Consider the following 14,185-nt stretch of genomic DNA (forward strand, 5'->3'; position numbering starts at 1 on the left):
TATTCTACTATTAATGAATGGAATTAAAGAAGATTTTTAATTTTCTCTGCGATGCTATCCGCATCCAAACCGTACTGTCTTCGAGCGAAATTCTGAGAGCCGGTCTCATAGAGAAAGCGGTCGGCGGAACCAAACCGCGCTAATTTCGCCGGGAAGGGCGGACGATCGGCAAGCCATTCCGCTACGGCGGCGCCGAAGCCGCCGATCAGGCTATGTTCCTCGATCGTCGCCACGACGCGGCAATGGCTGAACACTTTTTTCAAGCATTCTTCATCCAATGGCTTCACGGTGTGAAAACTTTCCACTCTCGCCGAATATCCCGCTTGTTCCAGCTTTTCTGCCGCTTGCAAAACAACGGAGATCATATTTCCCGTACTCAGAAGGCAAACGTCGTTTCCTGGACGCAGGCAAATCGATTTGCCGATAACGAAATCCGGCGGGGCGGCGTGAACGACGGGTTCGTTTTTCTTGCCGATGCGGATATAAATCGGTCCGTCATGCTTCAAGGCGGCGCGCACCGCCGCTTTCACTTCCACAGCATCCGCCGGACAGATCACCGTCATCCCCGGAAGAACGCGCAGCATGGCGATGTCTTCGCAAGAATGATGCGTAGCGCCCAGGCTGGCGTAGGAAAGGCCGGAGCCGGTGCCAACGATGGTTACGGGGACATTATGATAGCAGAGATCGACCCGGATTTGCTCCAGACACCGCGCTGTGATGAAAGGGGTAATGGTGTAGCAGATGGGACGCAATCCGCTCATGGCCATCCCCGCCGCGACGCCGATCATATTGGCTTCGGCGACGCCGCAATTGTAAAAGCGGTTGGGGCTGAAATCTTTAAACTGATTGAACAAACGGTTGCCGATATCCCCCGCTAATAACACCAGCCTGGGGTCTTCCTGCGTAAGTTCCGTTACAACAGCGGCGAAAGCGTTTCTCATGATTCCACCAATCCCAACTCCCGCTTCGCCGCGAACACCTCTTCTTCCGTAGGAACGCGGTAATGCCAGTTATTGTCGTCCTCCATGAAAGAGACGCCTTTGCCTTTGACCGTCTTGGCAATAATCGCTCTTGGCTTGCCGGAACCGTCGGGAACGGTATGGAGCAGCGCGCATAAAGCCGATAGATCGTGGCCGTCGATTTCATGAGCGTCCCATCCGAAAGCCGCCCATTTTTCCCGCAACGGCTTCAGCGCCAGCACTTCTTCGCTGCGTCCCGTCGCCTGCCATCGGTTGTAATCCACGATGACGGCGATGTTGTCCAAGCCGTGCGCAGGGGCCATCATCGCCGCTTCCCAGACGGAGCCTTCGTTGCATTCGCCGTCGCTAAGCAGCGCAAACACGCGGTACGTATGCCTCAAAATACGGCCCGCCAGCGCCATGCCGATGCCCAACGATAAGCCATGTCCCAGCGATCCCGTCGCCGCTTCGACGCCGGGGATGCCCTTGGGACATGGATGCTCGGCGAAATGGCTGCCGTCCTGGGCGAAGGTGGTTAGTAACTCTTCGGGAAAGAAAGATTTGTATGCCAGCGCAACGTACAACGCCGGGGCGGCGTGTCCCTTGCTTAATATAAAACGATCCCGGCAAGGATCGCCGGGCGCCTGGTGATCGATGCGCAGAACGCTCCAATAACAGGCTGTCAAGATATCCACGCAGGAGAGCGAAGAGCCGAGATGCTGCGTTTTGGTCAGGTGGGAAAGTTCCACCACCCGCCCGCGAATACGCCGGGCGATCTTCTCCATCTCTTTAATGGGCGCAGGGGTCATATCCAAATATTCCTATTCGCCAAGAACGATGCGCTGAGGAAAAACCCGTCTATATTGTCCTAGCAAATATTCCATTTCCATCCAGAATTATTATTTCATGTTACGAAGTCGCTGTTCTCTCGCCTAGGGGATAAGTATTTCACAACCAATTGGAACCATCATTCAAGAAAAGCGTAAAGGTTTCTTTATGTAGCGTTATTGAATCGCGAAATCACGAAAAGGCTCGAATTTCACGAAATATTTGAATCACTGATATCTCGGATTCTATTGGATATCACGGAAAATCTCTTTCGCAACGCTATTCCTTGCGCCAACCGCTTTTCCTTTTTTCGTGTTTTTCTTTTTCATTTCGTGTTTTCGTGATTCAAACGACGATGGTAAGAGATTCCTATAATTTCCCATGGCGCATTACATGACTTATTATTTCATCAACGATTCAATATGGCGCGTGAAGCATAGGGAATCAATGGGTTCGCGGTTGCCCACCACGGCTACGGCTTCGGCGCCAGCCACATTGCCCATAAACGACAATATATCCAACGGCGCCGACTGGTAAGCGCAAACCGAAGCAAGAGCGAAGAAAGCATCGCCGCCGCCAACACGGTCCACGACGCGGATGGCCAAGGCGGGCGACTCCAAATACCCCTCTTCTTTGCGGTAGCAGGTGCATCCCCGCTTGCCTTGCGTGATCGCGATTTGATCCGCTTGCATTTTCTTGGCGATTTGTTGAACAAGGGGATAACAGCCGCTATAACGGTCGCGGCATTCCAAGCGCATCTCCTCTTCCGACAAACAAACGAAATCGGCCTTCGCGTATTTCGAAATCGTATGGTAGCCCATATTTCCCGCATTGGCCTGGGTTAGCAAAGCGAGAAAATTCGAACGGCTGCTCAGCGCTTGCGCCGCCGGCCGGTCGATCATCCCATGTCCATAATCGGCGACGATAATCAAATTGTAGCGGCTGAGCATTTCCTCCAGGCGAGAGCATAACGTTTGGCTGTCCCGCTCGTTGAGCGGTTCGTCGTTCATCGTATACACTTCGAAAACAGGAAGTTCGAAATATGGTTCGCGATATCTGCGCTTGACGATCGTCGGCGAATTGGATTTTCGTAAAAATGTTGGATGGATGTTTTTGTTCAACCGTTGGCGAATCCAATCCTCGCGCGGCTCTTCGCTTCCCAGCATCGACAACAATCCCACCTCGCCGCAAAAGCCCGCCAGATGGTTGGCTATGGCCGCCGCGCCGCCGACGAACTCCTCGTCGGATATGTACTTCATCGGCAAAATGGGAGCGTGGGCGGAGATATTGAGCGCATTGCAATAAAAATATTGGTCGATGATGGTTTCGCCGATCACCAACGGCTTCAATTCCTTGGCCGAATGGAGGTATTTCAAAATATCCTGCACGGAATAGGTCTCGCTCAAAGAATGCAGATATTGTTCCACGGACTCCGGAAACGGCGAGAAATGTTTGTTGATGAGGAAAGACGAACTGGATGTAATATCCTCGATATAAGCGATTTCGCCGTTGACGGCGGCGATGGCGATCTCTTCCCGCATGATCTCCGGCGTGCGTTTGTCGCGGTATTCGGCGCCTTTGGCGTAGACGTCCGGCTTCAACGCCGCGATAGTCTCTTCCGCCGTCGGCCATTCGTTGATCGCTACATAATCCGTAAAATCAAGCGCCGCCAGCGATTCCGCGCGCAAACCTTCTGGAAATACCGGACGATGCGGCCCTTTGTTCACAAAGCGGTCAGGCGTAACGGTCGTGATGAGAACATCGCCCAACTTTTTCGCCTTGTGCAAGTACCGGATATGCCCGATATGAAGCAGATCGAAAACACCATGGCACAGGATCGCCTTTTTCCGATCCTTATGCAGATTCTCGATAATCTCCGCCAACTCGCTTATTTTTTTTATCTTATCGAAGAAACTCATCGAATATTATACGCAAGCGAAAACATGGTTCCGCATCGCCCCTTTTCCAAAACATATTTCCAATCCAGGAAATTTTACGATTATATCAACATCTCGACGCCGGTTTAAGTCAACCGATGTGAAAAACCTTTGGTGAAAAATTTCTTTTCGAATAAGATTCGAACCTTATATTCATGGTTTATTTGGCCTCCCTGAATCCACGATTTCGCCGCCGCGTTCATCGATATCGCCTATTCCGGCAACTGGCGCAATACTTCATTCATATTTTCCCGGTACGCTTTAAGCGCCTGGCGTCCTTTGGGGGTTATCCTAAGGAGCGTTCGGGGAATTTTGTCTACGAATTCTTTCTTGATTTCGAGATATCCCGCTTCTTCCAGCTTGCTCATGTGCGAAGACAAATTTCCCCGTGTTAGGCTGGTTTGACGCATAACGAACAAGAAATCCGCGCAATCCACGGCGTATAAAACCGCCATGATCGCAAGCCGCGCCGGTTCATGCACCAAACGATCGATTTCGGGAAGAGATTGAAAATCGCCGGAATGGGATTCCTTAGATTTCATGAGCGATATCCTCCGGCGGAAACGGATTCATTCGCAAAAAACGGATGAAAACGATCGCTCCCATGATGGTTGAGATTATTCCAATTAGAAAAATCTGCCTTCCAAGAATTTCATAAAAAGATAGGCTATAAAAAAAGGGAATAACGATTCCACTGATTATGCAGATTATCCCCAACGACAGCCAACGTGGAGATTGATATTGGGACGCCAAAGTTACTGGTCCTATAGCCAACACAATTCCGTAAATAGCGGGGAAAAACCGCAGCGACCAAAAATTCCACCCTAAATTTTTCCCTAGAAACCATTGGAAAAGTGGGATAGTCGCTGCAGCAAGCAACAAAAACAAGGAAGTTACTCCCACTATTCCCGGAAGTTTTTTCGACAAGGTTATCCAGGGATGGGATTCTTCCTCCGAATTTAACGAGGCATAACCCATGCGGGGATAAATTAAACGCTTTTTGACGTACTTTATAAAAAAATAACAGAGAAACGGCAACAAGAAAGTAGGAATGGAAATCCACTTTATCCAAACGATCATCACAACGCCCAAAATCGTCAAATACAATCCTAGAAAAATCTCTAGGAGACCGTCTTGCATGAGCGATCTCTTGGCCCTTCGTTCAATTTCTTGAAAATCCAATTGAGAAATCATAGTAATTGACCTCCGTAAACGCTTGTTATTCGCAAATGAGTTTGCTTTGCAAACCTGTTTGCAATTCTATTATAAATAGAATCATCGTCAAGGTTATTCATAAAAAAATTTCTAAAAAAAATATTTGCCGTCTTTCCTTATCGCGGAATGATAAGAAAAGACGGCAATAAAAAACGGGCAAGCGCAATGCCTGCCCGTCCTTCGTTCATTGATTGAAATATCTTGAACGGCGATCTATTTCATAATCGTCAATTCCACGCGGCGGTTTAACGCCCGGTTCTCGTCCGACGTATTCGGCTTGATCGGCTTAGTCTCGCCGAATCCGCGCGCCGTCATGCGGGAAGCTTCAACGCCCTTTTCGATAAAGTAGCTGCGTACGGCATCGGCTCGGCGTTCGGATAGTTTCTGATTGTATTCTTCGGTGGCGATATCGCAGGTGTGACCGTCTACATAAATCTTTATTCCCGGATTCTCCTTCAATACGTTCGCCATATCATCCAGTTCGGGGAAGAATTGAGGCCGGATTACCGACTTATCGTATTCGAAGGTAACGCCGGGAACGGTCCAGCAGCCCCGGTCGTCCACTTTTGCCCCCTTGGGCGTATCGGGACATTGATCCGCGTCGTCGCATATGTCGTCTCCGTCGCTGTCGGGAATCGATACGATGAATATCTTACGAACGAAATCCACCATAGTATACTCGTTATAGAGATCCGTCCCCATGCGATATTCTCCGCATGGGCTTAATTCGACGAGTTTATTCAGAAATTCTTTCCCTTTCCGGCTAGCTTCGGTTTGGATGGCGTGAATGCAAACTTCGCCCTGTCCCGCCTTTACTAACTCCTTCATCGCTTTCAATGCACCGGGAGCAAACGTGGGAAGTCCATCGCTGAAGAGGATGACCACCGTCTTCCCCTGCCTCCCTTGCAGAACGGAAGCAGCGCCTTTAATAGCGCCTTCCATAGGCGTAATCCCACTCAAATAAGGGATATCTTTCGCCGCTGCGGCTAGTTCGGAGCGATTGAAAGGTTTCAGGGTTCCTACCTCCAACTTATCGCCGCCGAATACGATCAAACTCGTGGAAAAATCGCCGTCCGGGATCGCCGAAACGAACGATTCCACCAACGATCTAGCGAGGGCGATTTTTTCCTCGCTTTTCATCGAACGCGAAGAATCGACGATAATCACTGCTTGGTTAATCGCCACTTTCTCGCATTTCTCCGGTCCGACGGGACTGAGCACGAGTGGCTTTTTGTATGGAACCGATCCGCAGCCCGCCAACAAGAACGCAACGAATAAAACAGAGGCCCATTTCTTCATCGTGAATCTCCTTTTCTTCAAAATATGGATTGTATATATAAAAATTACGACTAGATCAAATTATTATCCAATGAGCCTCTTGCAAAACTCCATTATTCCTCCCCCAAGCGTGGGGGAGGTTAGGAGAGGGTTGCCTTAAGCCTAATAAAATCAACCCCCCTCTAACTCCCCCCAAACTTGGGGGGAGAATTAAAGCGTAGACTTAATCCTTTTTGCATGAGCCTCCAATTATGATAAATCCAATTATATAGAAGTTGTATAGAAAATCAATTCTTTTACTAGTAAGATTCCTCAACCAGCTTGTATCGAAATCTCAAGACGCTTCATGAGTTAAAATGAAGAGTTGACCGCTCTTTTCCATACATGCAATGGAACCACGCCTTGCGATGCGTCCGCGATATCTCTCATCTGGTTGCTGGGATCGATAGTTTCCAGGCGGCGATTCATGCGCTTCCATCGCTTTTCCCCCAAGGCTTTCCGTTCGACTTCCAACTTTTCACGATAAGGGCGAATCTCGCCGTTACGAAGCGCTTCTAGGTCAAGTAGATCGATGCGCCATTTCCGTAGACTCAGCAACAGCAAATCGCCGGTCGCAAGGTAAAGAATGCCCCCGCGCCGGTAGGCTTCCGGCGTAACGTGACCGACGGCGGCGCCGTAACTTACGCCGGAATAACGCCCATCGCTGATGATCGTAACCATTTTCTTCAACGACTGATTGCAATTGATATGGTGCATGGGCGTAAACATTTCCGGCATTCCATACCCTTCCGGCCCAACGCCAGCGATAATAAGCGCAATGCGCAGCGCCGAATCTTCGATCAAGCGCCGGAAAAGGCGCTGCGTCCCCTTGATCTTCTCTAAGGAGGGATCGTTCTCGCTGGTATTATGCCGGTGGATGCAAAGAAGCGTCTGGCGATTTAGTTTTGCCATCGCTTGAAAACGATTCAGCAGATCAACATCGAGCAAGCGCGACGTCGCCTCCTCCTCGTTTTCGCAATAGAGAACCACGGCGATTTTATTGTCGAATTCGTCTAACTGCACATCGGGCATCCCGCTGATTTTCACAATGGCGGAATCGAAAAAATTGCCTTGCAGGATATCGATTCCACTGACGGCCCGCCGAGGGTGGGAAAGGATGATGGGATTGTCCTTCACGTTCGCAGCGGCGAGACGCTGTTTGTTTTTCAACCGCTGCTTCCAGGTCGTACCAGTCATTGTCGGCGCGTTCTCGGCGATGGGAACGCCGTTGCGGCGCAGTTCGTACAGCATCGTATCCACCCCGCGAATGCGTCCCTCTTCGCTTTGCCGCGCCAGCGCGAAGATATCGCGCCCCAGCGTCAAGCTAAAATCGAAGAGATCGGGAATAGGAAATTGGCGGCGGATGCGGTCGTAATCCGCCAATGTGAAGCGGCGTCCAGCGTAAATCATGGAAGCAACCAAATGCATCGTCAAATTGGTCGATCCCCCCATCGCGCTATGGACGCGCACAGCGTTTTCGATATTTTGAATGACGATATTTGAGACGCCGAAAGCGGAATCGTTGCATACGGAAAGCATATCCACCACGGCTTCATCCACTTGCCCGAACGTTGGCGGCTCGGTTAAAAAATCCAACGCTGGATGGGCCAATCCCAAAGCGCAAACCAGATGGCGGCTGCTGTTGCCGGTTCCGTTGAAAGCGCAAATGCCGCCCAGCCGGTGGCAAGTATGGACGGCTAAGCGTTTTTCCAATTCTTTATGCCGTTTGATCGAAATGATCCCTTTTTGCTCCGCCCGCTTCAGAATGCCTTGAAAAGCCTGGTTCGTGGTGCATTGCAATAGATAACGCAGCGTTTCGCGTATATCGCCGCCGATATCCGGCGCGCCGTTCTCATCGGCGCGAGCGGCGATTTGCAACAGATCGCTTCGCAAATCGTCAGGAAAAACGCCGCCGCGCAAGACATGAGCGGGAGCGAAGACGCCGAAGACGGGCGCTTCTCCCCTCGCCCGCCGTGTAACGTCCAGCGAAGCGAGGGCGTTGACAATGGCGAAGGGGGTTTTGTCGCAGCCTTGAAGGACGAAAGCGCCGTGGTAGGAGTGGCTTTCCATCTGGTTGACGACTATGGCGCTGACCAGGTTGCGCGAGGCGAGGGAGTAGCACATCCCCTGCGTGCTCTGCGCCGTTCCATCGCACATGACGGGAACGCCGAAGGCGAAGGGAACGGCGCCGCGATTCCAAAGGCTGGCAACCGCTTTCAACATCGCCGCTTCATCCATAATATGCGCGGGTTGATCGGGCGAACCCGTAATCACGGCTACGCGAGGCGCGTTTTCTTCCAGCCGGTCATATATTTCCTCCAACGTCGCGCCATCGGGATTTTTCAGATAATCCCCCGCCCGTTCCAGCAGCCGGGCGACGCAAATCGGTTCGTTGGCTTTCCCCTGCACTTCCTTGGCGTAGGGATTGGAACCTATCAGTATCCGCATCTTTTTCGAAGAATTTTTTCGGCGCATCAATTTTTCCTTTTTATTGCAGAGGTCTGGCGAAAATCTTACTCAATCATGTTACGCGCGGCGAAAAAACTAAGGTGATATTGGGATCTTCGATTGAATCACGAAAACTCGAAAGAATGAAGAAAACACGAAAAAAACTTAAATTCAATTAACATTAGGGATTGCGCCATAAAAAGGATTTTTCCGTGTAATCCTAAAGCATCCGTGATATCCGTGATTCAATACATTTCGAGGAATTCGCGCCTTTTCGTGGTTTCGTGTTCCAATAGCGCAACGAAAAATAAAATCCATACGCTGCGTTGGATCGGCTGCTCCAACCTGCGGGCAGGATGCCCGCGCTCCCAGACTGCGTAACATGAGTTACTCAATCCACATGAAAAACCTCTTCCATATTGGCCCACCATTCACCTTCCGCCCGCGTTTCCAATGGTTCCTGGCAAGGCTTGCAATGGCTCCACCAATCCTGCGTCGTTGGATCGGCCGCCATCTTGGCCATGTCGGCGGCGAAATCGGCTCCAACATACTCGAAATAGCTGAAGAGAAAGCCGTCTTTGAAATATATGGAATAATTGCGGATATGGCATTGCTTAATCATATCCAAAACGTCCGGCCAGACGGCGGCGTGCAATCTTTTATATTCTTCCAATTTTTCCGGACGCACTTTAATAACCATGCCGTAGCGTTTCATAGTGCGAAACCTCGCTTTCTTGGAATTTTTTGATATTTTATCAAATTACAGAAGCAAACGGCATGTCTCGATCCATTTCAATCGCGGGAAAAGAGAAAAATAATGAACCAGCAAACGCGCCGCCGTTTTTTACGAAATTCCGCTCTGAACGCCGCAGGAGCCGCTTTGGCGTGGGAAACTCGATCTGTTCTAGCGCAAAATCTTGGAGAACGCCCTCCATCTTCGCAGGACATTGTTGTTCTCAATCCTCAAAACCGCGTCCCCGTCAGCCTAATCATTGACGATTCGACTTGCCTGGTTAACTTGGCTCACTTCGGCATTCCCCAATTCAACGAAGTATTCCCCGATCGCTACCGGCAACCTTGGCGCGAACTGCCGCGCGAGATTCCCGACTCTTTCGTGCGAAAATTCGGGGAATGGTGCGCCGAGCATGGCGTCAAAGGCAAATACAGCCAGGTTCCCTGCCCCGCTTGCGTCGGCTGGCTGGACCGCGATCTTCCCGGCTGGTCCAAACGGGAATTGGAAGAGAGTTTGAATCTGGTTCGCACCCTCATGGCGCCGAACTGGGACATCCATCCGGAAATGATTACGCATACTTGGGTAATCGACGTGAAAACGGGACGTCCTTTTCCTGAACGCAGCGAAAACTATATGGAAAATTGGGGCTGGTCGGTGGGCAAATCGGCGGACGAATTGACGGAATACCTAAGTTATGCGCTGCGCATTCTCAAAAACGCCGGATTTTCATGCGAAGGGATCACTACGCCCGGCGGATTCGGGAGCCGTTCCCGTCCCGCGTTGGCGCAGGCGACGCTGCAATCCTGCCGCGATGTTTTCAACGCCGAGATTCCCCATTATTTCCGCGACTTGTTCACCGACGAACAAAGCGTTGCGCCTTTAGTACAATACGCCGCTGGAATCGACGGCCCCCATCCCGAATGCGTCGTCTCCATCATCGGCTGCACCGGCGATTGGTTTGGCGGATGGGATGGCCTGGTTCCCGGTTCCGCCGATCTATTGATAACGGAAGATGGACAGGGCGGACGGTTGCCCCAAGTGATTGCGCGGGGCGAACCGGCGATTATGGTATGCCATTGGCCGGGGATTTATTTCAACGGCGACGAGATCGGCTTCCGAATTTTGCAAAAAGCCGTTCTTCGCCTGCATTCGGCTCATGACAATATTATTTGGATGAAACTAAGCGAAATCGCCCGCTATTGGGCGGCCAAGGAATTAACCCGCATCCAAAAAACGAACGGCCGCATCGATTTTCTCGCGCCTTTCGCATGTCCTCATTACACAATCCGAATTCCCGGCATTCTTACGGCGCCTCCTCGAATGGAGCAAGAAGCCAACCCATTAAAAGAAATCCAGCGCCCGTTGCAACTGGATAGCGGACGCTGGATGGTTGATGGCAATAATACGATACTATGTTTCGATTTGCCGAAAGGAAAATCGAGTCTTATTATTTAGCTCATGATACGCATTTTCATTCCCTCGCCCTTTGGGAGAGGGGTAGGGTGAGGGTGGTAAGTTCTATCAAATCAACCCTCACCTAACCTCTCCCAATCTTGGGAGAGGAATTGTAAAGATGGCAAATTCCATGAAAAAAGCCTACGTGCGTCACATGAGATATAAATGTTCGCCGCTTATTCGATTTCCAAAACCACGACAGATTTTGGCGGCAAGTTCGCCGTTAAATTCCCGCCGTCGATCTTGGCTCCATTGAAGGTAACCGGTTTAACGTTTTCCGGTTTGTCGAAGGTGTTATGCGCTGTAATCTCGTCGGCGGTCAGCAGCCGTCCGGAGACGCTTTTCGCTTGAATGCCTTTCAACTCACAGTTCAATTCCGCCGCATTTTTGGGATCGAAATTGCACAAAGAAATGTGAATTTTACCGGCTTGATCCCGCGAGGCGGAGACGTTCAATGAGGGAATCTTCTTACCGCCGAATTCGTAATCTCCGCATTGCAAATCCGTGGGTAGAGAAATGGCGTCTTGATGAACCTGGTAGAGATCGAAGACGTGATACGTCGGCGTCAGCAGCATTTTTTCCCCATCGGTCAACGCCATCGATTGCAGCACGTTAATGGTCTGTGCGATGTTCGTCATCTTCACGCGGTCGCAATGCTGATGGAAGATGTTCAACGTGAGGCCCGCCACCAGCGCGTCGCGCAGCGAATTTTGCTGGCGCAAGAAGCCGGGATTGGTTCCCGGTTCGACCTCATGCCATGCGCCCCACTCGTCCACGATCAGCCCCACTCTCTTTCGCGGATCGTATTTATCCATGATCGATCCATGCAACACCAAAATCTCATCCATTTTCAAAGCGCGATCGATTTGATCGAACCAATCCTCTTCGTCGAATTTCGTCGCCGAGCGGCTTCTCTTGCCCGAACCGCAGTAATAATGCAAGCTGAGGCCGTTCATGTTTCTACCCGCTTGCTTCATAAGAACTTCCGTCCAGTCCGCCCATCCACCGTTGGCGCCACAGGCGATTTTATATAGCCGATTGCCGGAAAAATTGCGCAAATAAGTCTGAAAACGCTTGTAGAGATCGGCGTAATAATCCGGCGTCATATTGCCGCCGCAGCCCCAGCTTTCGTTGCCGACGCCCCAGTATTTCACTTTCCACGGCTCTTGCCGCCCGTTCTGGCGCCGTAAATCCGCCATTGGGCTTTTGCCGTCGAACGTCATGTATTCGACCCATTCCTGCATTTCCTGCACGGAACCGCTGCCCACGTTGCCGCAGATGTACGGCTCGCAATCGATCTGCTCGCACAGGTCCATGAATTCGTGCGTTCCGAATTGGTTTCCTTCCGTCACCATGCCCCAATGAGTATTGACCATCGGACGCCGCTGATCGCGAGGCCCGATTCCATCTTTCCAGTGATACTCGTCGGCGAAGCATCCCCCCGGCCAGCGCAGCACCGGCGTATGAATCTTCTTCATCGCCTCCACAAGATCGTTGCGAATGCCGCGGGTGTTGGGGATCGGACTATCCTCGCCCACCCAGAAGCCGTCGTAAATGCAGTTTCCCAGGTGCTCGGAAAAGTGCCCATAGATATTCCGGTCGATCTCGGCTCCGCCCTTATCGGCGTGTATGACCAGGCGATTTCCCGCCAATTCTTCTCCATTTGCAGTGAAGATGAAACACATGAATCCCGTCGCTGCCAGAACGATGGCCCGCACGATTTTACTAAGGGAAAAAAACTTCTCGATTCTCCCTTGCATCATTCGATTGCCCTCCCTATTGTTAGTAGTCGCTTAACAAAGCGCAGCCTATTATCCTATATCTTTTGCTTAATCCAAGGGGGAAATATTCAACCGCCTATCATAAAGCGATTTTCCCAAATCCACCCCCTTGTAGAACAGGATTGTTTCTTTTTCCGATATTACGCATTATTATGAGATTCCAAAATAATAATCAATACGAACTCCATTCCTCGATCGATTAGGAGAATAACGATGAAGGATAGAATACAAGAGTCTCATCTTTGCAGCCGCCGTTCTTTTTTACGGTTAGGATTGGGATTGGCCGCCGCCGGTCCGGCGGCGCTGGCTTATGCGCAAACCCAAGAGACGGCGCCCTCCGCCGCCATTTCCCCCGCTCATCTAGCCAATGCCAAAGTCGCTATCGCCCGCTGCCGAACATACGGCAAAGAAGTGGAAGAATCGATCAAGAAATGCTTCGACCTTCTTGGCGGCGTCGGTTCTCTCGTCAAAGGCAAAACCGTAGCAGTGAAGGTGAACTTTACTGGCAGCCCCTATCAGACCCTGTTCAGCAAACCTCCGGGAGAGACTTACTTGACTCACGGCGCCACGGCTTGCGCCCTCGCTTCCATATTAATGGCGGAAGGAGCGAAAAGGGTTCGCTTTATCGAATGCGCCTATTATAAAAAAACTTTGGAAGAAGCCATGGAAATGGTCGGTTGGGACGTAAAATCGCTTATGCAAATCAATGGCGTGGAGGCGGAAAACACCCGCAATCTTGGTCAGGGCAAAAAATATTGCGAATTAAAAGTCCCCGGTGAAGGTTATCTCTTCAATTCCTTCCAACTGAATCACTCGTATGAAGACGCGGATATCTTCGTCTCGCTAAACAAACTAAAAAATCATGAAACCGCTGGCGTTACTCTCTCGATGAAAAATATGTTCGGAATCACTCCCTGCTCGCTTTACGGCGACGACGCCGGTTCCGAGGACGCTACCCAAGCGCGCGGCGCTATGCACGGAACCAGCGGCTGGGGCAAAAAGAATATCGTCTTGCCCGGCGCAAAAAAAGTATTAGACGCCGTTGCGGGCGTCGTCGTTCCCCGTATCGTCGTGGATATCTGCGCCGCCCGGCCGATTCACCTAGCCGTCATTGACGGCATCACATCCATGAAAGGCGGCGAGGGATTTTGGAACGCCAAGATTAAACCCACCGCCCCCGGCATCGTTATGGCGGGTCTGAATCCCGTCTCTACCGACGCTGTAGGAACGGCCGTGATGGGTTATGCGAATCCCAGAGCCGAACGTGGAACGGCGCCGTTCGAGAAATGCGACAATCATCTCCTGCTCGCCGAACGTGTGGGCTTGGGAACGGCGGACCTCTCGAAAATCGACGTGCGCGGATTATCGATCGAAGAAGCCCGTTATCCCTATAACGCATAAGAGAATTGCGAAATCCTATCGACGCGGATGGCGCCTTGAATCGGCGCCGTCCGCTTATTCTATTCGGCCATTTTATCCCCGTGCATTCCTAAGCGTCCATCAAGAAAACTT

Annotated in this window: 11 protein-coding genes; 2 read left to right on the plus strand and 9 right to left on the minus strand. The window is 51.0% G+C overall.

Features of this window, described 5'->3' with window-relative positions:
* Nucleotides 1-23 precede the first annotated feature (23 nt).
* From AB1656_18360 to AB1656_18395, 8 genes are all read right to left on the minus strand, one after another.
* Nucleotides 24-941 (minus strand): transketolase C-terminal domain-containing protein, encoded by a 918-nt coding sequence (locus tag AB1656_18360; GenBank protein ID MEW6237349.1) that lies wholly within the window; start codon nt 939-941, stop codon nt 24-26.
* On the minus strand, nt 938-1,768 hold the full coding sequence (locus AB1656_18365) for a transketolase (GenBank protein ID MEW6237350.1): 831 nt from the start codon (nt 1,766-1,768) through the stop codon (nt 938-940). Before AB1656_18365 ends, AB1656_18360 begins: the two co-directional genes overlap by 4 nt.
* A 420-nt stretch (nt 1,769-2,188) precedes the next feature.
* Entirely contained in the window at nt 2,189-3,706 is a 1,518-nt protein-coding gene (locus tag AB1656_18370) for a PfkB family carbohydrate kinase (protein MEW6237351.1), read from the minus strand.
* Between the two features lie 230 nt (nt 3,707-3,936).
* A complete protein-coding gene (locus AB1656_18375) occupies nt 3,937-4,266 on the minus strand; it encodes a transcriptional regulator (GenBank protein ID MEW6237352.1) in 330 nt (109 codons plus the stop codon).
* The gene (locus tag AB1656_18380; GenBank protein MEW6237353.1) at nt 4,256-4,864 is read right to left on the minus strand and encodes a hypothetical protein; all 609 of its coding nucleotides are present in this window, start codon (nt 4,862-4,864) and stop codon (nt 4,256-4,258) included. The genes AB1656_18375 and AB1656_18380 overlap by 11 nt, the downstream gene beginning before the upstream one ends.
* 288 nt (nt 4,865-5,152) lie before the next feature.
* Nucleotides 5,153-6,238, minus strand: coding sequence for an OmpA family protein (locus tag AB1656_18385; protein ID MEW6237354.1), 1,086 nt, complete (start codon nt 6,236-6,238; stop codon nt 5,153-5,155).
* Nucleotides 6,239-6,568: 330 nt separating this feature from the next.
* Nucleotides 6,569-8,731, minus strand: a complete 2,163-nt coding sequence (locus tag AB1656_18390) for a dihydroxy-acid dehydratase (protein MEW6237355.1) — start codon at nt 8,729-8,731, stop codon at nt 6,569-6,571.
* Between the two features lie 364 nt (nt 8,732-9,095).
* On the minus strand, nt 9,096-9,419 hold the full coding sequence (locus AB1656_18395) for an L-rhamnose mutarotase (GenBank protein ID MEW6237356.1): 324 nt from the start codon (nt 9,417-9,419) through the stop codon (nt 9,096-9,098).
* 102 nt (nt 9,420-9,521) lie between these two features.
* On the opposite strand from AB1656_18395, the gene AB1656_18400 reads away from it, so the two are divergent.
* Nucleotides 9,522-10,892: a hypothetical protein gene (locus tag AB1656_18400; GenBank protein ID MEW6237357.1), complete on the plus strand. Its 1,371-nt coding sequence runs from the start codon at nt 9,522-9,524 to the stop codon at nt 10,890-10,892.
* A 176-nt stretch (nt 10,893-11,068) separates the two neighbouring features.
* Here the strand turns inward: AB1656_18400 and AB1656_18405 are convergent, their stop codons facing one another.
* Nucleotides 11,069-12,577 carry an alpha-N-arabinofuranosidase gene (locus AB1656_18405; protein MEW6237358.1) on the minus strand — a complete coding sequence of 503 codons (1,509 nt, stop codon included), beginning with the start codon at nt 12,575-12,577 and terminating at the stop codon, nt 11,069-11,071.
* A gap of 309 nt (nt 12,578-12,886) precedes the next feature.
* Between AB1656_18405 and AB1656_18410 the strand changes: the two genes are divergently transcribed.
* A complete protein-coding gene (locus AB1656_18410) occupies nt 12,887-14,074 on the plus strand; it encodes a DUF362 domain-containing protein (GenBank protein MEW6237359.1) in 1,188 nt (395 codons plus the stop codon).
* Nucleotides 14,075-14,185: the final 111 nt, after the last annotated feature.

This window comes from Candidatus Omnitrophota bacterium (genome assembly GCA_040755155.1).
Classification (GTDB): Bacteria; Hinthialibacterota; Hinthialibacteria; order Hinthialibacterales; family Hinthialibacteraceae; genus JBFMBP01.